This is a genomic window from Aquitalea denitrificans, from assembly GCF_009856625.1.
GTDB lineage: Bacteria > Pseudomonadota > Gammaproteobacteria > Burkholderiales > Chromobacteriaceae > Aquitalea > Aquitalea denitrificans.
Genome location: NZ_CP047241.1, coordinates 2,559,207 through 2,582,569 on the forward strand (window position 1 = coordinate 2,559,207; position 23,363 = coordinate 2,582,569).

A 23,363-nucleotide genomic window follows, 5' to 3' on the forward strand; every position below is an offset into this window, starting at 1 on the left:
CAAACCAAGTAGGAAAGCAAAATGGAACACGCAATCGAATCTCTCATCAAAGAAACATTGAATGCATCAAACGAAGGGCGTATTCACTTTGGCCAAGTTGTCGGAAATCTGGTCAGCGCAGGTGTTGAATCCTACGTGGTTGACTACCGAACAGGCCGGGTAACCTACTACATGCCATGTGGCGAAACGCTCACGCTTGAGCAGGCTCCTGCCAATAACCAAATCGCAGTTGAATTTTCAGGCCCGGCAATCAAAGAGGCAATTCTCGGTGCACAGCGTGGTGACCTTATGTACCCACAATTCAAACAACTATCGCAGGCCGCCGGGTGTATCAGCTATACCGTCTGGATTACTGGCCGGCACGTTAGCTATTACGGGCGCAAAGGTGAGACACATGTCGAGTATTTCCCCGACTGATTTAAGCGCATTTCAGATTTCTGCCATGCCTAAAATCGTTCTTCCTTGACGCTGTGCTGCCAACACTTTTTCCCGGATCGGGAATGGTGTTAATGAAACTGAGCATGCAATGTTCGAGTATTGTGAACTGTCTCCTGACTACACATTGCCCGCCCTCAGGGTTGCGGCGTGAGCCAAGGTATTGCACGCCTTCTGTGGTCAGCGTCATCGGCCAGCCCTTATCCTGCCACTTGCGAGCACAGTGTCTGAACTGCTTCGAAGTAAGCCACAAGGTCGGTTTGCTTTAGCAATCCGATAGGTTTGTCGCCCACGATATCAACCAGCAGCGACATGACGGCAGTAACCTTGCCCAGCATCGTGACTTTATCCGGCTTCTGGTAGCTCTGTGGCAGCTCTGACAACATCGGCGTATCCAGCGTATGCAAGTCGGCAGGAATGGGAGACATATTACAATACAAAAACAACACGTATAATCCCGATCAAAGCGCATACTGCATAGCGCAATTCCTTTACCACACCTGGATACCCATATGGAACTTTTGAATCTTAGCTTGGCTGAACTGCAAGCACTACTTAATACAGTTCAGGCAGAAATCAAGCATCGCGAAACTGAAGAAAAGGCCAATGCCAAGAAGCAGATCCTGGAGCTGGCCAAGTCTTATGGTCTCAGCCTGGATGATGTACTAAGTAAAGCTACGGTTGCTGTGCGCAAGCCGGTAGAAGCCAAATACAAGAACCCGAATGATGAATCCCAGACCTGGACTGGTCGTGGTCGTAAGCCTGCTTGGGTACAAGCTCAGCTGGATGAAGGTTTCAGCCTGGAAGATCTGGCAATCTGATTCGAGCATCAATGGCATAAAAAGCGCTACTTTTAAGTAGCGCTTTTCTTAATTTACAGCCTTGATTGGCCGTGGACTAATATTGTCATTTTCTGGTTAAAATTTAACGGATCAGTCAAAAAAACCCACCTGCATTCGCATTGGTTGATCAGCCTGGCTTAAGCCACTCCCAGATAGGCATTCTGCACCGCGGCATCATGCATCAGCTGCTGCGCCGGGCCGGACAGGGCAATCCGTCCGTGTTCCAGCACATAGGCGTCGTCAGCAATGCGCAATGCCGAGCGCGCATTCTGCTCCACCAGCACCACCGTCACCCCGTGCTGGCGGATGGTTTCGATCACCCGGAAAATCTGCTGCACAAACTGCGGTGCCAGCCCCAGCGAAGGCTCGTCCAGAATCAGCAGCCGCGGTCTGGCCATCAGCGCCCGGCCTATGCACAGCATTTGCTGTTCGCCACCGGACAGCGTGCCGGCCAACTGTTTGCTGCGCTGCTGCAGGATGGGAAAGATGTCATGCACAAAGGCCAGCTCCCGCTGCCAGTCCCGCTGCTCTCCGGCGCCCAGTTGCAGGTTCTCCCTGACCGTCATGTTGGAGAAGATCTGCCGCCCTTCCGGCGCATGCGACAGGCCGCTTTGCACGATGCGATGGGCAGGCTGGCCATGGATGGCGGCACCGTCAAACCGTATGCTGCCCTGCTCCAGCGGATAGATACCGGAAATGGCGCGCAACAGCGTGGTCTTGCCCGCGCCGTTGGCACCCAGAATAGTGACAATGCGCTGCGGCTCCACAGTGAGGGAAACCTCACGCAGAATCGGCACCCCGCCCAGCGTCACGCTGATGTTTTCAACTTCCAGCAATGCCATCAGGCCTCCTCGCTGCCAAGATAGGATGTAATCACCGCCGGGTCGCGCATCACCTGCTCCGGGCTGCCTTCGGCCAGCAAGCGGCCGGATGACAGCACCAGCACACGGTCGCAGATTTTCTTGACCAGGCTCAGGTCATGTTCCACCAGCAACAGGCTCAAGCCTTCCTGGCTTAACTGGCGCAGGAAGTCGGCCAGGGCGGCGGTTTCACTGTCATTCAGCCCGGCCGCCGGTTCGTCCAGAATCAGCAAGCCCGGTTGCAAGGCCAGGGCGCGGGCGATTTCCAGATACTTACGCTTGCCATAGGACAGATTGGCCGCCAGCTCGAACGCCAGCCCATCCAGCCCGGTACGGCGCAGCGCCGCCCAGGTGGCAGCACTCACCGCCTGCGCACTGTGCTGCTTGCGGCTCCACAGCGCACGCCAGCCAAAGCGCTGCTGGCTGAGTGCGCCGATGCTGACATTGTCAAACACCGTCATGCCGGGAAACACCCGCAGGTTCTGGAAGGTGCGTGCAATGCCCTGGCGGGCGATTTGCGGCACCGGCAGGCCGTCAATGCGCTGTCCGGCATAGTGGACCTCACCCCGACTTGGGCGCGAAAAGCCGGTAATCACATTGAACAAGGAGGTCTTGCCCGCACCATTCGGCCCGATCAGCCCGGTAATGCCACCAACGGGCAAGCGCAGAGAAATGTCTTCCAGCGCATGCACACCACCATAGCGCAGTGTCAGCTGTTTCAGTTCCAGCAAGGTTTCGCTCATGACTGCTCCAGCGCTTTGAGATGGCTGCGGAACACCCGCAGCGCCGAGTATTCGCCAATCAGCCCCTTGGGCAGGAACATGATGAAGCCGAACATGATGGAGCCCACCACCAGCATGCGGTAATCACCCAGGCTGCGCAGCAGTTCCGGCAACAGGGTGAGCAACAAAGCCCCCATGATGGCACCGGGCAGGCTGCCCAGCCCTCCAATCACCACCATGGCCAGAATGGTAATGGATTCACTGAAGCGGAAATCGCCCGGCGACACATAGCGGGTGGAGTGCGCCCACAGCGCACCGGCCAGACCGGCAATGAAACAGCCCAGCACCATCACCTGTATTTTCAGCCGTGCCGGGTCCAGCCCCATGGCGGCCACGCACTGCTCGTCCTCACGCAATGCACGCAGCGCATTGCCGTAGTAAGAATGGATGGTGCGTTCCAGCAGCAGATAGCACAGCAGGAACACCAGCATCACCAGCCCCAGGTTGATGGCCGGGCTGGCCGTACTGAGCGGGGCGATGTCGGTAATGCCCATCGGGCCACGGGTGAAATCCACCCAGTTAAGCAAGGTGACATACACCGCCTGGCCTATGCCCAGCGTGGCCACGGCAAAGTGAACATTCACCAGCCGCCGCGTCAGCCAGGCGGTGAGGCCACCCAGCAGCGCCGCAGTCACACCGGCCAGAGGCAGGGTCAGCCAGGGGGAAAACTGGTACTGGCTGGACAGCAAGGCGGCGGTATAAGCCCCTACGCCGTAAAAGGCCGCATGGCCCAGCGTCATCATGCCGGCCACGCCGGTAATCAGGTTGGCACTGGCGGCCAGCAAGCCGAACACCAGCGCCATGCTGGCCAGCCGGTACAGATAGCTGGCATCCAGCCAGCCCAGCAGCAGCCACAAGACGGCCAGCAGCAATACCGGCCTTGTTGAACGGGACAGACTAGACACGTTCCACCTTCTTTCCGAACAAGCCGCGCGGGAAGTACAACAGGGTAATCAGCAGCAGGGCATAACTGATCAGCTCGGACCAGCCCTGCGACACAAAGTCGGTGGACAGTGCTTCACACAGCCCCAGCACGATGGCACTGATGACGGCCCCGGGGATGGAATCCAGCCCGCCCATCACCATGGCGACAAAAGCCTTGATGCCGGGCGAAAAACCCATCTGCGGGAAAATATTGCCGGAATACAAACCCACCACAATGCCAGACACCGCCCCCATCAGCGAACCGATGGCAAAGGTGGCAATGATGATGTGATTGACATTGATGCCCACGTGCAAGGCACCCAGCCGGTTATTGGACACCGCGCGGATGGACAGGCCCAGCCGGGTACGGAACAGCAACCATTGCAGCAGCACAAACATCAGCAAGGCAGTGACAAAAATCAGCACCTGCCCGCTGGCAATGCTCAAAGGCCCCAGCTGGATCGGCGTCATCAGCAGATAGGCTTGCGGAATGGACTGCATGTCGGCACCGACATACAGCTGCATCAGCTCGCGGGTGATGATGGAAATGGCCAGCGAGGACAGCAAGGTTGCCTCGCGCAGAGCCTTGGACTTGAGCGAGGCCTCGTCATTGAAGCGGCGGAATGGCCGGAAGGCCACCCGCTCCAGCAACACGCCCAGCACCAGCCCGGCAGCGGCCACCAAAAGCAGCACGGCAAAAGCCGGCGGGGCCAGCACCTGAATGGCCAGCAGCCCGGCAAACGCCCCCAGCATGTAGATTTCGCCATGGGCGAAATTCACCACATTAAGCACGCCGAAAATCAGCGTGAAGCCGATGGCAATCAGGGCATACACCAGCCCCTGCGCCAGCCCGTTCAGTAGCTGCTGCACCAGGAAAACATCAAAAAAATCCAGCATGTGCATTCTCGTGCGGGCCGTGAATCAGTTGGCTACCGAAGTGAAGTCGCCATTGCGGATTTGCAGGCGCGACAGGTTCTTGGCCGGCTCGCGGGTTACCGGGTCAAAGGTGGTGTTGCCGGTCACGCCGGGGAAGTCCTTGGTGGCGGCCAGTGCATTGCGTACTGCCTCGCGGCTGGCTTTTTCACCACCGGCCTTGGCAATGGCATTGAGCATGATGCGGGTGGCGTCATAGGCCTGACCGGCAAACATGGACGGCTCCACGTGATAGCGCGCCTGATAGGTCTTGACGAAGGCCTGCACGTTAGGCTCCTTGCTGCTGGCGGTAAAGGTGGTGGAAATCTTCACCCCTTCGGCTGCCGGGCCGGCCAGCTGGATCAGCTTTTTCTCGTACATCGAGGACGAGCCATACACCGGCACGTTGAGGCCCAGTTGCAGTTTCTGTTGCAGCAGTGCCGCGCCGTCTTCATACATCAATGCCAGATAGATGGCATCGGGGCGGGTACGGGCCACCTTGGTCAGGATGGCGCGAAAATCGCGGGTACCCGGATTGAAGCTTTCCAGCGCGGTGACTTCACCACCGGCGTCCTTGAAGGATTTGGCAAAATTCTTGCTGGCGGTCTGGCCCCAGTCGTTCTGGATGCTGATGACGGCCACCTTCTTGATATTGTTCTGGCTGATCCAGCGGGCGTTATACGGCCCTTCGAATGCCTCGGTGATGATATTGCGGAATTGCCAGGGGCTGATCTTGACGAAATCCGGATGCGAGGCGGTTTGCGACAGTTGAGCCAGATGGGTTTCGGCATATACCTTGCCCGCGGCAATGGAAACCGTGGAGGAGAAATCGCCAATTACCCCGACAATGGAATGATCATCAGAAAATTTGTGCGCGATGGACACGCCCTCCAGCGCATCACCCTTGCTGTCGGCAAACTTGATGACTACCGGTGCCGCTTTATGCGTCTGATTATATTCATCCAGTGCCAGATTGGCGGCATTACGAAACTGGTTGCCATACTGGGCATATTCACCGGTCAATGGGGCCTGATAACCAATGGCAACCGGGGTGGCAAGCGCAGACAGCGAAAGCGAGGAAAAAGCGGCAACAATCAGTGCCTTGTGATATTGACTGGCGGCAAACATGAGTAATCCTTAGCTGACATTGAAGGCAGGAAATTGGCAAAAAACAGGCTGCCATGATGCAAACAATGGCAGCCGTATGGTTAATGCCGCCAATCTAGCACTGCCGCCGCCAGGGCTGATTGCGCATTCTTCACATGCTTATCATTTATTCATGCTTGACAGGATATTCCAGCAAAATGGCGCGATAAACCAATCGCAAAATACCAATTCCAGACAATAAAATCATGTGCCCAATGCTATTGGCGCAATATTGAATGATTGTCTTTATTTCCGATTTACTGTGCAGGAATTGATATTTGGCCGCCCAAAAACCCATGCTAGGGTATGGTTTTTGCCATGGATGTTTTGCAGCATGACAAGCAGCACACAAACACAGGGCCTGGCGGCCCTTGAAAGCCGTATCCGGCAAGACCTGGATTATCTTGGCCTGCCGGCCAAAAACTGGACCATCCCTGCCAGCCATGCGGAAGGTGAAGTCAAGGATGTGGTGATTGTCGGTGGCGGCATGTCCGGCCTGGCAGTGGCCGCCGCGCTGGCTTTCAATGGCGTGGATGCCGAAATATACGACCAGTCCCCCGCCGGACTGGAAGGCCCCTGGGCCACCACCGCCCGCATGATTACCTTGCGCTCGCCCAAGGAGTTGCCCGGCCCTTGCCTCGGCATTCCCAGCCTCACCTTCCGCGCCTGGTACGAGGCTCAACACGGCCTTGAAGGCTGGCAGCAACTGGACAAGATTCACCGCCTGAACTGGGCGGAATACCTGCGCTGGTATCGCGAGGTACTGCAACTGAAGGTACATAACCTGCAACAACTGGTGGATGTGGAAGCACGTGCCGATGGCGTGGTGGCACTGTCTTTCCGCGACGCTGCCAGCGGTCAGACCCGCCGGGTACTGGCGCGCCATGCGGTACTGGCCACCGGGCGCGACGGTCTGGGCGGTGCCAGCCTGCCCGCCTGGGCAGGCCGGCTACCACGCAGCCACTGGGTGCACTCCGGCGATGCCTGGTCCGGCCAGATGCTGCGCGGGCGCAACGTCACCGTGATTGGCGGTGGCTCCTCGGCCATGGATGCCGCCGCCACGGCACTGGAGCATGGTGCCAGGCGCGTGTCCTTGCTGATCCGCCGTCACGACCTGCCGCGCATCAACAAGAGCAAGGGCACGGTCAATCCCGGCATGGCCCATGGTTTCCGCTTGCTGTCGGACGAATGGAAATGGAAAGTCCGTCATTACCTGAACAGCACCCAGGTGCCACCGCCGCACAGCAGCACCTTGCGCGTGTCCCAGCACCCCAATGCCAGCTTTCACTTCGGCATTCAGGTGGAAACGGCCCGGCTGGTGGATGACAAGGTGGTGCTCAGTACCAATCTGGGTGAAGTCACCACCGATTTCGTGATTTTCTGCACCGGCTTTTGCACCGACTGGGCACAGCGGCCGGAATATGCCCGCATCGCCGGCCATGCGCGGCTATGGCAGGACCACTACCCCAGCCTGCCCGGCGCGCCGGATCGCGAGCTGGCCGGTTCGCCCTATCTGGGCAGCCTGTACCAGTTTCTGGAAAAACAGCCCGGCAGCCTGCCAGGACTGGAGCGGATTCACTGCTTCAACTACGCAGCTGCCCTGTCACAGGGGGCCAGCGCCGGCGATATTCCACAAGTCAGTGACGGTGCGCAACGGCTGGCTTCCGGCCTGATTGCCAGCTTGCTGCAAGAAGACGTCGAACAGCACTATGCCAGGCTGCAGCAATATGCCGAGCCGGAGCTGTATGGCAACGAATGGCAGGCGGCCAAGGGTCTGCCAACAAGTTGACATCCCTGCCGGCAAGCACCCTGCCTATCGTGCTTGTCGGCAACTCCACGCATCTCCCGGAGCTAGCATATCACCAAGTTCGCTTATTCACTTTTCTGCTAATCATTGTGGAAATTCTTGTTTATTGAGAATAAGCCTGGCTTGTTATAGTCCTCCCAGACCGCCGGATGGCGGGATGACAAACACAAAAACAGCCAGGAGTACCTTGTGAAACGATTTGCCATTGCCACCCTGCTCGCCGCCCTGCTGCCCGGCCTTGCCGCCGCAGAAGACCTGGCCAAGATCAAATCCGCCGGTGTCATCCGCGTGGGCACCGAAGGCACATACGCGCCGTTTACCTATCACGATGCCAGCGGCAAGCTGGTGGGCTTCGATGTGGAAATTGCCCAGGCCGTGGCCGCCAAGCTGGGCGTGAAAGCCGAATTCATCGAAGGCAAATGGGACGGCCTGATTGCCGGCCTGGATGCCAGCCGTTACGACGCCGTGGCCAACGAGGTGTCGATTACCGAAGCCCGCAAGGCCAAGTACGACTTCTCCAGCGCCTATATCGCCTCCAAGGCCGCGCTGATCGTGAATGGCAACAGCCCGATCAAGAGCTTTGCCGACCTCAAGGGCAAAAAGTCCGCCAACACCCTGACCAGCAACTTCGGCAAACTGGCGCAATCCTTCGGTGCAGAAGTCGTGCCGGTACAAGGCTTTAACGATTCGCTGGAGCTGCTGGCTTCCGGCCGCGTGGATGCCACCATCAACGACAGCCTGTCCTTCCTGGATTACAAGAAGCACCAGCCCAACTCCAAACTGCGCATTGCCGCCACCGAAAAGGACGCTGACTTCTCCGGCATCATTTTCCGCAAGGGCAACCCGCAGCTGCAGGCCGCCATCAACAAGGCACTGGCTGACATCAAGGCTGACGGCAGCTATCAGAAAATTTCCTTCAAGTACTTTGGCGAAGACGTGTCGCACTAAGCGCATCCCGCCCCGGACTTGCCAGCTTGCCCCGCGCTGCGGGGCTGCAGGCTGCTGACTAGTGATTGGGTACGATTTCACTGGACCCGGCAAAGCCGGGCCTTTCGACTAAGTCATTACTTCCGCAGCCTTACCGTCTACTCCCTATCCCCCCGCCCTTTCCCTGAAAGGGAGCCTCGCTTTCCTGTCGGAAAACGAGAGGGTTTCGTCAAAATCTGCCGCCCCGTCCTACGGGGCAATTTTGTTGGCACAACACGATAACAATAATGGAGTCGGCACATGCCAGAATGGTTGAAACTGATGGTGGAATCACTGCCGCCGCTGCTGTATGCAGGGCTGGTGTTCACCGTACCGCTTACCCTGCTGTCCTTTGCCTGTGGCCTGTCGCTGGGCTTTGTCACCGCGCTGGTGCGGCTGTATGGCCCCAAGCCACTGGCGGACGGCTTCCGCTTTTATGTGTGGCTGATCCGCGGCACGCCCTTGCTGGTGCAGCTGTTCCTGATTTTTTACGGCCTGCCCAAGGCCGGCATCGTATTCGACCCGCTGCCGGCCGCTGTCATCGGCTTTTCGCTGAACGTGGGGGCCTACACTTCGGAAGTGATCCGCGCCGCCCTGCTGGCGGTACCGCGCGGCCAGTGGGAAGCCGCCTACTCCATCGGCCTGACCTGGGCCCAGGCCATGCGCCGCACCATTTTGCCGCAGGCCAGCCGCGTGGCCGTGCCGCCCTTGGCCAATACCTTCATCTCGCTGATCAAGGACACCTCGCTGGCCGCGGTACTGACCGTGCCGGAAATCTTCCAGGCCGCACAACGCATTGCCTCGGTCACCTATGAACCGCTGATTCTGTATACCGAAACCGCGCTGATCTACCTGCTGTTCAGCTCCGTGCTGTCCGCCGGCCAGCAAAAACTGGAAGCCCGCTTTGGCCAGCACCTGCACCAGGCCCAGGAGACAAAATGATTCAACTGCACAATATCGACAAGCATTTTGGCAGCCAGCATGTGCTCAAGGATGTCTCGCTGCATGTGCCACCCGGCCAGGTGACGGCGCTGATCGGCCCCTCCGGCAGCGGCAAGAGCACCCTGCTGCGCTGCATCAACCTGCTGGAAACCCCCAGCGCCGGACAGATTACCCTGGGCGATGCCAGCCTGCAGTTTGGCCACGGCCATGCGCAGCCGGGCCGTCAGGACATTCATCGCCTGCGCCTGCAAACCGGCATGGTGTTCCAGAACTTCCAGCTGTTTCCGCACCGCACCGCGCTGGAAAACGTGATGGAAGGCCTGCTGGTGGTGAAGAAATGGCCGCGCGCCCAGGCCGAGGCCCGTGCCCGTGAGCTGCTGCAACAAGTAGGCATGGCGCACAAGGCGGATGCCTGGCCCGGCACCCTGTCCGGTGGCCAGCAGCAACGGGTGGCCATCGCCCGCGCACTGGCCCAGTCCCCCGGCCTGCTGCTGTGTGATGAACCCACGTCGGCACTGGACCCGGAGCTGGCCAGCGAAGTGGTGGCCGTGCTGCGCCAACTTGCTGCCAACAAGATGACCATGCTGATTGCCACCCACGACCTGCGGCTGGCGGCCACACTGGCCGACACCGTGGTGTTTCTGGAAGATGGCCGCATCGTGGAGCAAGGCAGCAGCCGCCAGCTGTTCCTGCAACCGCAAAACCCGCGTACCGCCAGCTATGTGTCCACGCTGAAGGAAGGCCTGCCGGAAGACTGGTAAAACCTTGAACCGCAGGTAAATAAGACAAAGGCGTCCGCCATAAGGGGACGCCTTTTTGTGGCTGACCAAGTGATTTGGCGCGCTGGCACTGGACCCGGCAAAGCCGGGTCTATCGACCCAAAAAAAGATCTCGCAGCTTTTCCAGCTGTTCCCGCCCCCGCCCTTACCCTGTCAATTGCTTCTGTTGCAGCAGCTGCTGACCTTGTTCGGTGCTGCCATCGAACAGGCTGAAATCGATGACGGGCAGAGTAAGAGGGCTTGGCATGGCAACTCCGTTAAGCGGCACGGCAAGGGTGTCGGGAAGCTTCACGAGATGCCATGTCAATGGCAGGGAAAACCAAGAAAAACTGACTTGAATATCAAGCCATTGGCTGTGCCGAAACCGCCTTCAGGCCGCTTCCACGCTGCCGCCCAGGTAGAACTGGTGTACATCTTCGCGGCCTGCCAGCTCGCTGGCGCTACCTGACAATGCCACATGGCCGTTTTCCAGCAGATAGGCCTGATGGCTGTAGTGCAAGGCCAGGTTTGCGTTCTGCTCGGCCAGCAGGAAGCTCACCCCTTCCTGCCGGTTCAGCGCCTGCAATATCTCGAAGATTTCCTCGACGATTTTCGGTGCCAGCCCCATCGATGGCTCATCCAGCAGCACCAGCCGTGGTACGGCCATCAGCGCGCGGCCAATGGCCACCATCTGCTGCTCACCACCCGAGGTATAGCCTGCCTGCGAGCGACGACGCTCTTTCAGCCGCGGGAAATACTGGTAGATGCGTTCCAGGTCCTGCTGCAAGGCAGCGCGGCTGGGCTTGCGCACGAAGGCAGCGGTGAGCAGGTTTTCTTCCACGCTCAGATGAGCAAAGCAATGCCGCCCTTCCAGCACCTGCACCAGCCCGCGCTGCACCAGTTCATACGGGGCGGTGTGGCTGACATCCTGCCCCGCATAGACAATGCGCCCTTGCTGCAGGCAGCCGCGCTCGGCTGCCACCAGGCCGGCAATGGCCTTGAGCGTGCTGCTCTTGCCTGCCCCATTGGCACCCAGCAAGGCCACGATCTGCCCCTCGTCCACCTGCAAGGAAACACTGCCCACGGCCAGAATGGCCTGGTTGTACACCACCTGAATGCCTTCCACCTGTAGTAAGGGCTGGCTCATGATTCAACTCCGCAATCCGTCAAAAACCGGGTGACAAAAACCCGGCGCAGCAAGCCGCGCCGGGCGTGGACGGGCTCAGGCCATCACGATTCCTTGCTGCAATCGCGCGGGGTGATGCCCTTTTCCTTGGCGTACTTGTGCGAGGAGTCCTCGATGATGGGGCGCAGCAGCTTGCGGTCGGCCTGTACCCACGGCGAAATCACCTTCCACTGCTGGCCGTCCCACTGCTGGAAGCGCACCGCACCGCCGCCTTCGTGGTCGGCGCAACTCAGTTGCAGCGGTTGCAACAGGCCCAGCGCGCCCACTTCCTTCAGCCGCTTGTCGTCAAAGTGCAGGTGCTCGAAGCCCCAGCGCACCTGCTCGCCGGTCAGCGGTTTCTTGCCGAACCTGGCTTGTGCCAGGCGCACGGCTTCCACGTTCAGGATGCCGTTGACCACGCCCAGGTTGTAATACACCGTGCCAAAGCGCTTGGCGTCGGCCAGATTGCCCTTGCCGGCATCCAGCACGGTTTTCTTGATGCCCTGCAGCACCGGGAACTGGGTGCCGGACGGGTGGGTGGTGATGGAGATGAAGCCCTTGGCGGCGGCACCGGCCGGGGCGGCGTCTTCTTCCGAGTTGCTCCAGATATTGCCGATGATGTGGTCTGCCGGATAACCGGTTTTCTGGGCGGTTTTCAGTGCCACCGGGTTCATCACGCCCCAGCCGCGCAGAATCACCCAGTCCGGTTTTTGCTGGCGGATGGTCAGCCACTGCGACTGCTGCTCGTTACCCGGATGCGGCACTTCCAGCGACACCAGCTGGAAGCCGTATTTCTTCGACAGCAGCTCCAGGATGGGGTTGGTTTCCTTGCCATAGGGCGAGCCGTGGTAGAGCACGGCAATCTTCTTGCCCTTCAGCTTGGAGAGGCCGCCGGATTTCTGGCCGATGTAGTTGATGATGGCCGACACCTCGGAATACGGGTTCAGCTGCAGCGGGAATACATAGGGAAACACGCTGCCATCGGTGGAGTCGGTACGGCCATGGTTGATGGTGATCAGCGGCAGCTTGTCGGCGGTGGAGCGCTCCAGCGTGGCATAGGCAATGCCCACCGACAGCGGGTTGGTAGCAGCAGCCGGTGCGCCGTTCAGGCCTTTTTTCAGCCGTTCGTAGCACTCCACTCCTTTTTCCACCACGTATTCGGTTTCGCACTCGCTCCAGGTGAGCTTGACGCCGTTGACGCCGCCTTCCTTGAGATTCACGTACTGCAGGTAATCAATGAAGCCGCCGAAAAAGCCGGTGCCGCCAGCCGCATACGGCCCCACGCGGTAGCTTTGCAGCGGGAAATACTGCTCGCCGCCTGCCTGTGCCGTGGCCGATGCTGCCGCCAGGCCCAATGCCAGTACGACCGCCCCTTTCAGTGTGTGCAGATGATTTTTCATTATGGGTAAACTCCCTGGTTCAGTAGACGAAACTGCTAACGGAAACAACAAGACAAAAACGCTCAGAAACGCAGTGGCCACAGCCGGGCACGGGCGCGCCAGCCTTGCCACAGCCGTGCCAGGCCGTCCGGCTCCTTGATCAGGAACAGGATGATCAGCACGCCAAAGATGATTTTTTGCAGATTTTCCAGCTGGCCGGCGGGCAGCACCCCGCTGAGCAAGCTGCCGGACAGGATGGACAGCACGATGGGCAGCAGCACGATGAAGGCCGCGCCAAGGAAATTGCCCAGAATGCTGCCCATGCCGCCCAGGATGATGATGAACAGCACCTGAAACGAGCGGCTGAGATCAAAGCCATGCGGCTCCACCGTGCCCAGATAGGTAAATGCCCACAGGGAACCAGCCACCCCCAGGATGAAAGAGCTGATGGCAAAGGCCAGCAGTTTGGTGCGCAGGATGGGGATGCCGATGACAGCAGCAGCGGTATCCATGTCGCGCACTGCCATCCAGTTGCGGCCCAGGCTGCTGCGTACCAGATTGGCCGCCAGCACAAACAGCGGCAGCACCACGCTCAGGGTGAGCAGGTAGCGCCCGGCCGGGCTGCCAAAATCGTGACCGGCCACCAGCAGCGGCGGCGCGGTGATGACGCCGGACTCGTTACCGTTGGAGAACCAGGCAAACTTGGTGAGCAGCCATTCGACAAAAAACTGTGCCGCCAGGGTGGACACCAGCAGATAAAAGCCCTTGATGCGCAGGCTGGGCAGGCCGAACACCACCCCGACCGCCGCGGCCACCACGCCACCGGCGACAAAGCTGAGCAAGAGCGGCAGGCCCGGCAGCAGGAATTGCAGCTTGTAACTGGCAAACGCCCCCACCGCCATGAAGGCGGCCGATCCCAGCGACAGCTGGCCGGCATAGCCGGTGAGCAGGTTCAGCCCCAGCCCGGCCAGCGACAACACCAGAAACGGAATCAGAATGGCGCTGAACCAGTAGTCGTTGCCAATCACCGGCAACAGGCCGAAGGCCAGCAGCAGCAAGGCCCACAGCGCGGCACGCTGCTGCCACAGCCGCAGTGCGCGGCCATCCTGCCGGTAGCGGGTGCTGAACTGCCCGGATTCCTGATAAAACATGCCTACTCTCCTTTTTAGAACTGCTAACAAAACCTCGTAGAGAACCCGAGCCAAGGCGCGCCGACGCAGACAGTACAAGCAGTACGGCAACACAGGCGCGGGGGTTTTGTTCGCGGGTCTTACACCCGTTCGATGGCGCGTTCGCCAAACAAGCCCGCCGGACGCAGCAGCAGGAACAGCAGCGCCAGCACATAGGGAAACCAGTTTTCAATACCGCCACTGAGCAGTGGCCCCAGATACACTTCCGCCAGTTTTTCGCTGGCCCCCACAATCAAGCCGCCGACAATGGCGCCGCCTATCGAGGTGAAGCCGCCAATGATCAATACCGGCAAGGCCTTGAGCACGATCAGCGACAGGGAAAACTGCACCCCCAGCCGCGCGCCCCACAACAGCCCTGCCACCAGCCCCACCAACCCGGCCACCGCCCATACCAGCACCCACATGCGTTGCAGGCGGATGCCCACTGCCAGCGCGGCCAGCTGGTCGTCAGCCACGGCGCGCAGCGACAGGCCGATGCGGGTCTTGTTGAACAGCAAGGACAGCAGCAGCACCAAGAGCCCGGCGCTGCCGGCGGCAAACAGGTCGAAGCGCGACAGCATCAGGCCGCCAAGCTCCAGCGGCGTGTCCTCGATGCCCAGGTCCAGCCCGTGCACCTGTGCGCCCCACAGCGCCTGGGCCACGCCTTCCACCACATAGCTCAGGCCCAGCGTGGCCATGAACAGGGTGATGGGTGGCCGGTTCACCAGATGGCGCAGCACCAGCCGCTCCAGCAACAGCGCCAGCAGCAGCATGGACAATAGGCTCAGCACAAAGGCCACCCAGAACGGCAGGCCACGCTCCAGCAGGCTGACAAAGGTGAGCGCGGCAAACAGCACCATCGAGCCCTGGGCAAAATTGAACACCCCGCTGGCCTTGTAGATCAGCACGAAGCCGATGGCCACCAGCGAGTACATCACCCCGGCCAGCAAGCCGCCGAGCAGTACTTCCATGAAAAACGACATCAGACAGCCCCCTTGCCGGAACACCGGCGCAACAGGTCCCCGCCCCGCGCGGGAATACCGGCGGGGACTGTGGATACGAAAAGGTGGATACGGATAAACAGGTTTCAGTGGCGCTGCTGGCCCAGATAAGCGGCAATCACCTCCGGCAGCGCACGCACGGCTTCGGGCTCGCCATCGCCGATCTTGCGGCCGTAGTCCAGCACTACCACGTGGTCGGACAGTTCCATCACCACGCCGATGTCGTGCTCGATCAGCACGATGGTGGTGCCGAACACCTGGTTGACCTCGCAGATGAACTGGCTCATCTCGCGCTTTTCCTCGCGGTTCATCCCGGCCATGGGCTCATCCAGCAACAGCAGGCGTGGCCGGGCCGCGAGCGCCCGCCCCAGCTCCACCCGCTTTTGCAGGCCATAAGGCAGCTGGCCCACCGGGGTATGCCGCCAGGCTTGCAGGCGCAGGAAGGCAATCACCTCCTCGGCCACTGCGCGCTGGGCTTCTTCATCGGCCACCGCACGGCCCAGACGGAAGGCCTGTTCCAGCCAGCTGCTGCGGCTGGCCAGGTTGCGGCCGGTGAGGATGTTGTCCAGCACGCTCATGCCCTTGAACAGCGCAATGTTCTGGAAGGTGCGGGCAATGCCTGCCACTGCTGCCTCATGCGGCTGCATGGCGCGGCGGGCGCGGCCGGCAAAACGGATTTCCCCTTGCTGCGGCTGGTACACCCCGTTGATGACATTGAGCAAGGAGCTCTTGCCCGCGCCATTGGGGCCAATCAGCGCGCAGATCTCCCCTTCGGCCACGTCAAAGCCGATGTCGGTCACCGCCTTGACACCCTTGAAGCTCAGGGAGATGTGCGCCAGGCTCAGCAAGGGCGCTACGGTCTCGGACATAGTGTTGTTTCCATTTCTTCATTCAGGCTTGCAGGGGTGGCGTAGCGGAAGGCCGCCATTGGTGCGTGCTGGCTTCGGCTTGCAGCGGGCGTTGCTGCCACTCGGCGTTGTCAGGCCAGTTGCGCACCTCCACCCCCAGCACGGCAAAAAAGTGGCGGGTGTTTTCCGCCAGCGGCGCACCCAGCAGCAACGGCACCCGCGTGCGGCTGAAGCCCAGCACATCGCGCAGCGGACGAATCACGCTGTAATGCCCGGCCCAGCGCCAGAAGCGCCCGGCATCCGGTTGCAGCACCCGGTCCACCAGCGCGCGTTGCCAACTGCCGGTGGGCGGCAGGCGGCTGCGCGCCAGTTGCTCCAGCCGGCTGTAGGTTTCGCGCGTACCGGCCACCAGGGTGGGGCCCAGTTCGCGACGGTCGTTGTCGCGGGTGGCCAGGTTTTCCGGAAAATTCAGCCGGAAACCGGCTTGCAGCCACGGTGCCAGCAGGTAGCGCACCTGGGCGGAACTGGCAAAGGCACGCGAGGCGAGTGCGTCCTCATTGGCAGTCAGGCCTTCGGCCTGTAACAGCTGGCTGCCCGCCTGCAGCAAATGGCCATGCTGCAAGGCCTGTTGTTGCAGCTCGCCCCGGCCATCCACGCGCCAGAAGCGGAAAGCCACCGCCTTGTTGCTGGCAAGCAGCGCAGGCGCAGGCAAGGCCGCACCGGCTTGCTGCAACTGCGCAACCGACAGCCAGCCAGGCCCTACCCGCTGCTGCAAGCCACGCCCTTCGGCGTAGAGCAATAGCGCGGGGGTGGGCAGGTCGCGCGGCAGGCTGTGCAGGGCCTCGGCATCCTCCACCAGCAGCCAGCGCGGCTGTACATGCAGCAAGATGGCCTGCAAGTCGCGCACCGGCTGTTGCGGGTCCAGCGCCACCGCCTCCCCGCCCAGCCACTGCGCCGCCAGGCTGAGCAACAGCACTTCGGGACGCGGGTGACTGAGCAACACCAGGCTGTGCCCGGCCGCAAAGCCTTGCGCAGCCAGACCGACAGCCAAAGCGGCCACTTGCTGCTGCAGCTCGGCCCAGCGCCATTGCTGCCAGATGCCCAGCCGCTTGTGGCGCAGGGCAATGGCCTGCGGCTGTTGGTCGGCCTGCCATGCCAGCCAGGCTGGCAGGCTGGCGCTGCCGGGCAGCGGTGCTTCCTGATGTCGCTTCATCACCCTTGCTCCCTCAGGCGGCTACGGCTTCGTGCTCTTTGGCGCGCGCTTCCAGCTCACGCACCAGCGGCAGCACTTTTTCGCCAAAGTAGGCCACTTCTTCCTGGAAGTGCAGGAAGCCGCCCAGCACCAGGTCCACACCCACGGCCTTCAGGGCGACGATGCGCTCGGCAATCTGTTGCGGGGTGCCGATCAGATTGGTCTTGAAGCCGTCGTTGTACTGCACCAGGTCTTCAAAGGTGGACTTGGCCCAGTTGCCCTCGCCTTCCGGGCTGGCCTGACCGGCCTGCTTCACCGCATCGCCAAAGGCGTTCACTGCTTCCGGGTCGGCCTTGTCGATGATTTCGGCCAGCACGGCGCGGGCTTCTTCTTCGGTATCGCGGGCAATGATGAAGGCGTTGACGCCGACCTTGACCTGATGGCCGTTGGCCGCCGCCTTGGCGCGGATGTCATCCACCTGCGCCTTGATGCCTTCCACGGTATTGCCGTTGGTGAAGTACCAGTCGGACACGCGCGAAGCCATGTCACGCGCGGCACGCGAGCTGCCGCCCTGGAAGATTTCCGGGTGCGGCTGCTGCAGCGGTTTCGGCTTCAGGGTGTAGTCGCTGAAGCGGTAGAAGTCGCCCTTGAAACTGAAGTTGTCCTGGGTCCAGATGCCCTTGAGCACGCGGATGAATTCTTCCGAACGGCGATAGCGTTCGTCATGCTCCAGCCACGGTTCGCCAATGGCGGTGAATTCGCCCTGGAACCAGCCGGAAACGATATTGACTGCCACGCGGCCGCCGGTGAGGTGGTCGATGGTGGCAATCTGCTTGGCCAGCACCGCCGGGGTCCACGGGCCGGGCAGAATGGCGGCAATCACGCGCAGTTTTTCGGTGGCGGCCAAGAGCGCATGGCTGAAGGAAACCGACTCGTGCTGGTATTCCGCGCCATAACCGGCGGTAAAGCGGATTTGCGACAGCGCGTATTCAAAGCCGGCCTTCTCGGCGATTTGCGCCAGCTTGCGGTTGTAGTCGATGTCCCAGCTGGTGCGCTGTTCGATCTTGCTGACCACCAGGCCACCGCTGACATTGGGTACCCAGTAGGCAAACTTGATGGCGTTTTGTGCTTGGCTCATGTGATTTCTCCGTGTAGATGCAGGTAATGGTCAAGAGGGCGATGCGGTGTTGATTCAGGCCAGGGGCGAAACCGTGCTGACGGACTGCGCGCTGGCAATCACCGGCTGGCGGTGGCTGATCAGCGGCAAGGCGCGCTCCACGGCCAGACGGATGCGTGCCTGCAAGGCGCTATCGCTGACCTGGTAGTCGCTGAAGTCGGCCTCGGCGGCGTATACCCCCAGTGGCAGGGTTTGCGCCTGGAAGAAGCTGAACAAGGGGCGCAGCTGATGTTCGATCACCAGCGCATGGCGCTCGCTGCCACCGGTGGCGGCCAGCAATACCGGCAGGTCGAACAGCGCTTCGTGGTGCACGAAGTCAAAGAAGTGCTTGAACAGGCCGGTGTAACTGGCGCGGTAGACCGGGCTGGCGACGATCAGCAAATCGGCCTGCTCCACCGCCTGAATGGCTTCACGCACGGATTCCGGCAAATCCGCCGGACGGGTGACGCCGCCGTAGTGCGGGGCCAGATCGCCCAGTTCGATCACACGGGCTTCAACTGGCAGGTGGCCGGACAATTCGGCCAGCAAGGCCTGCACCAGCGCCAGGGTGCGCGAGGGGCGCTGCAGGCTGCCGGAGACGGCAACAACATTAAAAGAGTGGCTCATGGCTTGCTCCATCATCAGGGTTCACCTGATACATAGCAGCAAGTGTGCCAGCTTTATATTTCTTTAATTTCAATGACTTACGCAAATCAAAAACCACCTCGCAACTGCTGCTGCCGCACCAGCATGCTGACCGGCTGCTGCCTGGGCAGCAGTGGCAAAACCATGCAAAACAAAGTCGGATTACTGATATGCAACAAGCATCAATCCCAAGGCAAAACAGCCCACTTCCAATACAAAAAAAGCACACCCAAAAGGGTGTGCTTTTCATGATGAAGACGGTTGCCGGACCGGTCTGGCTTCAGCTTATTTGCCGTCCCACACGATGTCCTTCACCACCAGCGGCTTGGGAATCAGCTTGAGCTTGAAGAAGGTGTCGGCAATACGCTGCTGCTCTGCCACCACCTTGCCATCCAGCAGCTTCACGCCATAGCCGGAGCGCTTGGCAGCCACCTGCACGATGTCCTTGTCCAGGCCAATCTGCCCGGACAGCTCGGCCGCAACTTCCGGGATATGACTCTTGCCCCAGGCATCCAGCCGTTGCAGTTCTTCCAGCACCACCTTGATGACCTTGGGATTGCTGGCCACATAAGGCTTGCGCGCCAGGTAGAACTGGGTGTTGTTGACAATGCCCTTGCCGTCCGCCAGCTGGCGGGCATTCAGTTGCTTCTCGGCAGCCGCCAGGAAGGGGTCCCAGATCACCCAGGCATCCACACTGCCCTGCTGGAAGGCGGCGCGGCCATCAGCCGGGTTGAGGAATACCGGGGTGATGTCCTCGTATTTCAGCCCGGCTTTTTCCAGTGCGCGCACCAGCAGGTAATGCACATTGGAGCCCTTATTCAAGGCCACGCGCTTGCCCTTGAGGTCTTTCACGCTGCGGATGGGCGAATCCTTGCCCACCACAATGGCTTCACCTTCCGGGGCGGCCGGTTCATTGGCCAGATACAGCAGGTCGGCACCGGCTGCCTGGGCAAAGATGGGCGGGGTTTCACCGGTGGTGCCCAGGTCCACGCTGCCCACGTTCAACGCTTCCAGCAGTTGCGGGCCGCCGGGGAATTCCGCCCATTTCACCTTGACGCCCAGCGGGGCCAGGCGTTTTTCCAGCGTGCCCTGCGCCTTGAGCAGCACCAGCGTGCCGTATTTCTGATAACCGATATTCAGCGTGTCGCTGCCTGCGGCCAGCGCGGTGGCCGACAACGAAGACAGCGCAAGGCCGGCGGCAGCCAGCAGGCCCAATACACGACGACGGGTGGGGTTGAAGTGTTGCATCAGGATTCCTTGTTGTTTGCAGTATGGGGTTCAGGGTTTAACGCAGCGGACCAAATGGGCTGGCTACCCGCGGGCAAGGCGCAAGGCAGCTCGCAGACATCTTGTTCATTGCGACAGGCCAAACAGGCGGGCGGCATTGCCGTACAACACCTTGTCCAGCACATGGGGCCGCAGGCCCAGGCCGTGCAGGTCGTCTATCGATTGCCCGATGGGGCGGAAGGGATAGGACGAACCAAACAGCAGCTGGTCGGCCATGAAGCCGTTGGCCGCCTCGATGTACAGCTGGCTGCCGGGCAGGAACTGGTACATGTCCGGCACCACCAGCACGTTTTCGTGACGGAAGGCGATGCCGACAATCTCGGCCACCCGCGGCCAGTAGCCGTGGTAGCAGACAATGGGCAAGTGCGGGAAATCCGCCGCCACCCGCGCAACGCCAGCCGGGTCGTTGAAACGCGGGTCCGGTGTGGTGGGGCCGGACATCAAAAACACCGGCACGCCCAGTGCGGCGCAGGTTTCATAAACGGGGTAGTACATCGCATCGTCCGGCTGGCGCGCCGGCACGCCAAAGCCCGGTTCGATATCGATGCCAGCCAGGCCCAGCTGCTTGATGGCGCGCTCGGCCTCGGCCACCGCCGCCTGTTCGCCCTGCAAGGCCGGGTCCACCCCGGCAATGCCCAGCAGGCGCTCATGGCCATGCACGATCTGGTGAATGGTGTCATTGGGCAGATGCTGGCCCGGCGTATGCCGCCCCACCACCACCGCGTGGCTGAGGCCGGCGTTTTCCACTTCATCCAGAAAACCCTGCTGGGTGAGCGAGTTGACAAAGTGCTGGTCGTCACGCGAGCCCACGCGGCGATTGAGCCAGCGCGCGGCTTCGTAAGCCTGGGTGCCGGGCGAGGCACCAAAGAAATCGTGCAGGAAGGCAGGCCTGCAACGCATGTCGATCACCTTCATGCGGCCTCCGTTTCGGCCACGGGTTTCTGCACCACGGTGCTGGCATCAAACGGGCCGCCGGTCTGCACCCGGTCGTCGCCATACACCCAGCGCTTGCCCGGCAACAGCGGGAACACCAGTTCGGCAAAGCGGTAGGCTTCTTCCAGATGCGGGTAGCCGGAGAGGACAAAGCTGTCCACGCCCAGGTCGGCATATTCCTTCAGCCGCGCGGCCACGGTTTGCGCATCGCCCACCAGCGCGGTACCGGCACCGCCACGCACCAAGCCGACACCGGCCCACAGATTGGGGCTGACTTCCAGCTGGTCACGCTTGCCGCCGTGCAGCGCGGCCATGCGACGCTGGCCTTCGGAATCCATTGCAGCAAAGCGCTGCTGCACCTTGGCAATCACTTCGTCATCCAGATGGCTGATCAGCGCATTGGCCGCCGCCCAGGCTTGCTCGGTGGTTTCGCGCACAATCACATGCAGGCGCACGCCAAAGCGCACGGTGCGGCCCAGTCTGGCGGCGCGGGCGCGTACATCGGCAATCTTCTCGGCCACGGCTGCCGGGGGTTCGCCCCAGGTGAGGTAGGCTTCCACATGTTCGGCCGCCAGGTCGTGTGCGGCACTGGACGAGCCACCAAAGTACAAGGGCGGTGCCGGTTTCTGTACCGGCTCGAAGAAGTTCTGCGCGTTTTCCACCGTGTGGTATTTACCGGCGTAGCTGACGGTTTCGCCGGCCAGCAGGCGCTTCCAGATATGCAGGAATTCGCTGGCTTCTTCGTAACGCTGGTCGTGATCGAGGAAAATGCCGTCGGCAGCCAGTTCGGCCGAATCGCCCCCGGCCACCACATTGAGCAGCAGACGGCCATTACTGGCCTGATCCAGCGTGGCAGCCATGCGCGCGGCGGCGGTGGGCTTGGTCAGCGCGGTACGCAGCGCCACCAGCAGCTTCAACCTGCTGGTGACCGGCACCAGGCTGGAGGCTGTCACCCACGGGTCCAGGCAGCCGCTGCCAGTGGGAATGAGAATGCCGTCGTAACCCAGGTTGTCCGCCGCCACGGCAATCTGCCGCAGGTATTCGTTGCTGACGGCGCGGCCTGAGCCGGACTGGCCCAGATAACGGGTATCGCCGGAGGTCGGCAGAAACCAGAAGATGTCGAGACTCATGCTGCTTCCTTTGCTGGCAGATTGCATGACGCCGCAGCGCACCGGACTGGCGGCTGTGGCATGAAGGTGATGGGCCGATTCTAGTCAGCGCCCTGCACTGCACGAACCAAGGAAAACAGCAAAGCAAATCAATTTAAGTCATAACCTGTCATGACAGCTTGCCCGGCATTTGGGCTTATACTCGGCGCAATCCAATCAAGCCCTGCCCACCCATGACCACATTAGCCACGCCCCAGGCCCTGCATGCCCGCATCCGCGAAAGCCTGCGCAGCCAGATTCTCAGCGGCCATTACGGCCAGCACGACAAACTGCCATCGGAAAAGCAGCTGATGGAAAGCTTTGGCGTCAGCCGCATCACCGTGCGCCATGCGCTGGGCGCACTGGAACAGGAAGGCATGATCTTCCGCATTGCCGGCAAGGGCTGCTATGTGGCCAAAAGCAAACCCGCCCAGACCCTTACCCGGCTGCAAGGCTTTGCCGAAGCCATGCACAGCCAGGGCTATGCCGCCTGCAACCGGGTGCTGAGCCTGCAAACCCTGCCCGCCAGCGAAACCGTGGCCCAGGCATTTGGCGTGGCCGTGGGCACGCCCATGGTGGAGCTGCGCCGCCTGCGCTATCTGGACAATCTGCCGGTGTCGCTGGATATCAGTTATTTCACCCAGGAACTGGGGCTGCGGCTGGCGCGTGAAGACCTGGCCAGCCGTGATGTGTTTCATATTCTGGAAAACGACTACGGCCTGCCCTTGGGCCATGCCGACCTCAGCATAGAAGCCACGCTGGCCAGCGCAGAAGAGGCGCAACTGCTGGACGTGGCACCCGCGGCCCCGCTGCTGGCCTTGCAACGCATGACCCGTGGCGCCGATGGCGCCGGGCTGGAGCTGGACTTCATCCGCTACCGTGCCGACCGCTTCCGCTACCAGCTGCGCATAGAACGCAACTGAAGACCCAGACACCCCGGGCGGCGGCCCTGCCGCTGCCTGTCGCCGCTGCCTGTCGCCTCTGCCTCTGCCTCTGCCTCTGCCTCTATCTCTATCTCTGCCTCCATCTCCATCTCCATCTCTGTCTCTGCCAGTACACTACGCCC

General features: G+C 61.0%; 24 protein-coding genes. 7 read left to right on the forward strand and 17 right to left on the reverse strand.

Annotated features, from left to right (window positions below):
* Window positions 1–21: 21 nt before the first annotated feature.
* A complete protein-coding gene (locus GSR16_RS11525; RefSeq protein ID WP_159877508.1) occupies window positions 22–417 on the forward strand; it encodes a DUF1398 family protein in 396 nt (131 codons plus the stop codon).
* 218 nt (window positions 418–635) lie between these two features.
* Here GSR16_RS11525 and GSR16_RS11530 read toward each other — a convergent pair whose 3' ends face one another.
* Window positions 636–863: a hypothetical protein gene (locus GSR16_RS11530; RefSeq protein ID WP_159877510.1), complete on the reverse strand. Its 228-nt coding sequence runs from the start codon at window positions 861–863 to the stop codon at window positions 636–638.
* Between the two features lie 84 nt (window positions 864–947).
* Between GSR16_RS11530 and GSR16_RS11535 the strand changes: the two genes are divergently transcribed.
* The gene (locus GSR16_RS11535) at window positions 948–1,256 is read left to right on the forward strand and encodes an H-NS histone family protein (protein ID WP_159877512.1); all 309 of its coding nucleotides are present in this window, start codon (window positions 948–950) and stop codon (window positions 1,254–1,256) included.
* Window positions 1,257–1,414: 158 nt separating this feature from the next.
* On the opposite strand, the gene GSR16_RS11540 is transcribed toward GSR16_RS11535, so the two are convergent.
* Genes GSR16_RS11540 through GSR16_RS11560 form a run of 5 tightly spaced genes read right to left on the reverse strand, consistent with a single transcriptional unit; the run spans window position 1,415 to window position 5,883 of the window.
* Window positions 1,415–2,119, reverse strand: a complete 705-nt coding sequence (locus tag GSR16_RS11540) for an ABC transporter ATP-binding protein (protein WP_240902466.1) — start codon at window positions 2,117–2,119, stop codon at window positions 1,415–1,417.
* The gene (locus tag GSR16_RS11545) at window positions 2,119–2,880 is read right to left on the reverse strand and encodes an ABC transporter ATP-binding protein (RefSeq protein WP_159877514.1); all 762 of its coding nucleotides are present in this window, start codon (window positions 2,878–2,880) and stop codon (window positions 2,119–2,121) included. The genes GSR16_RS11540 and GSR16_RS11545 overlap by 1 nt, the downstream gene beginning before the upstream one ends.
* Window positions 2,877–3,824: a branched-chain amino acid ABC transporter permease gene (locus tag GSR16_RS11550; RefSeq protein ID WP_159877516.1), complete on the reverse strand. Its 948-nt coding sequence runs from the start codon at window positions 3,822–3,824 to the stop codon at window positions 2,877–2,879. Before GSR16_RS11550 ends, GSR16_RS11545 begins: the two co-directional genes overlap by 4 nt.
* Window positions 3,817–4,740 carry a branched-chain amino acid ABC transporter permease gene (locus tag GSR16_RS11555; protein WP_159877518.1) on the reverse strand — a complete coding sequence of 308 codons (924 nt, stop codon included), beginning with the start codon at window positions 4,738–4,740 and terminating at the stop codon, window positions 3,817–3,819. The genes GSR16_RS11550 and GSR16_RS11555 overlap by 8 nt, the downstream gene beginning before the upstream one ends.
* Window positions 4,741–4,764: 24 nt before the next feature.
* A complete protein-coding gene (locus GSR16_RS11560) occupies window positions 4,765–5,883 on the reverse strand; it encodes an ABC transporter substrate-binding protein (RefSeq protein WP_159877520.1) in 1,119 nt (372 codons plus the stop codon).
* 352 nt (window positions 5,884–6,235) lie between these two features.
* Between GSR16_RS11560 and GSR16_RS11565 the strand changes: the two genes are divergently transcribed.
* The 4 genes from GSR16_RS11565 (at window position 6,236) to GSR16_RS11580 (ending at window position 10,377) form a co-directional block, all read left to right on the forward strand.
* Window positions 6,236–7,690, forward strand: coding sequence for a SidA/IucD/PvdA family monooxygenase (locus GSR16_RS11565; RefSeq protein ID WP_159877522.1), 1,455 nt, complete (start codon window positions 6,236–6,238; stop codon window positions 7,688–7,690).
* Between the two features lie 207 nt (window positions 7,691–7,897).
* On the forward strand, window positions 7,898–8,656 hold the full coding sequence (locus tag GSR16_RS11570) for an amino acid ABC transporter substrate-binding protein (RefSeq protein ID WP_159877524.1): 759 nt from the start codon (window positions 7,898–7,900) through the stop codon (window positions 8,654–8,656).
* A gap of 279 nt (window positions 8,657–8,935) precedes the next feature.
* Window positions 8,936–9,616: an amino acid ABC transporter permease gene (locus GSR16_RS11575; protein WP_089083270.1), complete on the forward strand. Its 681-nt coding sequence runs from the start codon at window positions 8,936–8,938 to the stop codon at window positions 9,614–9,616.
* Window positions 9,613–10,377: an amino acid ABC transporter ATP-binding protein gene (locus GSR16_RS11580; RefSeq protein ID WP_159877526.1), complete on the forward strand. Its 765-nt coding sequence runs from the start codon at window positions 9,613–9,615 to the stop codon at window positions 10,375–10,377. Before GSR16_RS11575 ends, GSR16_RS11580 begins: the two co-directional genes overlap by 4 nt.
* 388 nt (window positions 10,378–10,765) lie before the next feature.
* Here GSR16_RS11580 and GSR16_RS11585 read toward each other — a convergent pair whose 3' ends face one another.
* From GSR16_RS11585 to ssuD, 11 genes are all read right to left on the reverse strand, one after another.
* Window positions 10,766–11,521: an ABC transporter ATP-binding protein gene (locus GSR16_RS11585; protein ID WP_159877528.1), complete on the reverse strand. Its 756-nt coding sequence runs from the start codon at window positions 11,519–11,521 to the stop codon at window positions 10,766–10,768.
* An 83-nt stretch (window positions 11,522–11,604) separates the two neighbouring features.
* Window positions 11,605–12,939: an ABC transporter substrate-binding protein gene (locus tag GSR16_RS11590; protein ID WP_159877530.1), complete on the reverse strand. Its 1,335-nt coding sequence runs from the start codon at window positions 12,937–12,939 to the stop codon at window positions 11,605–11,607.
* Between the two features lie 62 nt (window positions 12,940–13,001).
* A complete protein-coding gene (locus GSR16_RS11595) occupies window positions 13,002–14,069 on the reverse strand; it encodes a branched-chain amino acid ABC transporter permease (RefSeq protein WP_159877532.1) in 1,068 nt (355 codons plus the stop codon).
* A 119-nt stretch (window positions 14,070–14,188) separates the two neighbouring features.
* The gene (locus tag GSR16_RS11600) at window positions 14,189–15,070 is read right to left on the reverse strand and encodes a branched-chain amino acid ABC transporter permease (RefSeq protein ID WP_045848239.1); all 882 of its coding nucleotides are present in this window, start codon (window positions 15,068–15,070) and stop codon (window positions 14,189–14,191) included.
* A 104-nt stretch (window positions 15,071–15,174) separates the two neighbouring features.
* On the reverse strand, window positions 15,175–15,957 hold the full coding sequence (locus GSR16_RS11605) for an ABC transporter ATP-binding protein (RefSeq protein WP_159877534.1): 783 nt from the start codon (window positions 15,955–15,957) through the stop codon (window positions 15,175–15,177).
* A gap of 22 nt (window positions 15,958–15,979) precedes the next feature.
* Window positions 15,980–17,149, reverse strand: coding sequence for an AMP-binding protein (locus GSR16_RS11610; RefSeq protein ID WP_159877536.1), 1,170 nt, complete (start codon window positions 17,147–17,149; stop codon window positions 15,980–15,982).
* A gap of 13 nt (window positions 17,150–17,162) precedes the next feature.
* A complete protein-coding gene (sfnG, locus tag GSR16_RS11615) occupies window positions 17,163–18,266 on the reverse strand; it encodes a dimethylsulfone monooxygenase SfnG (RefSeq protein WP_159877538.1) in 1,104 nt (367 codons plus the stop codon).
* Between the two features lie 54 nt (window positions 18,267–18,320).
* Entirely contained in the window at window positions 18,321–18,911 is a 591-nt protein-coding gene (gene msuE / locus GSR16_RS11620; RefSeq protein WP_159877540.1) for an FMN reductase, read from the reverse strand.
* A gap of 303 nt (window positions 18,912–19,214) precedes the next feature.
* On the reverse strand, window positions 19,215–20,177 hold the full coding sequence (locus tag GSR16_RS11625) for a sulfonate ABC transporter substrate-binding protein (RefSeq protein WP_045848243.1): 963 nt from the start codon (window positions 20,175–20,177) through the stop codon (window positions 19,215–19,217).
* A gap of 105 nt (window positions 20,178–20,282) precedes the next feature.
* The gene (locus GSR16_RS11630; protein ID WP_159877542.1) at window positions 20,283–21,131 is read right to left on the reverse strand and encodes an amidohydrolase family protein; all 849 of its coding nucleotides are present in this window, start codon (window positions 21,129–21,131) and stop codon (window positions 20,283–20,285) included.
* Window positions 21,128–22,279 (reverse strand): FMNH2-dependent alkanesulfonate monooxygenase, encoded by a 1,152-nt coding sequence (ssuD, locus tag GSR16_RS11635; RefSeq protein WP_159877544.1) that lies wholly within the window; start codon window positions 22,277–22,279, stop codon window positions 21,128–21,130. Before ssuD ends, GSR16_RS11630 begins: the two co-directional genes overlap by 4 nt.
* Window positions 22,280–22,491: 212 nt before the next feature.
* Here ssuD and GSR16_RS11640 point away from each other — a divergent pair, with 212 nt between their 5' ends.
* Window positions 22,492–23,220: a GntR family transcriptional regulator gene (locus GSR16_RS11640; RefSeq protein ID WP_159877546.1), complete on the forward strand. Its 729-nt coding sequence runs from the start codon at window positions 22,492–22,494 to the stop codon at window positions 23,218–23,220.
* Window positions 23,221–23,363: the final 143 nt, after the last annotated feature.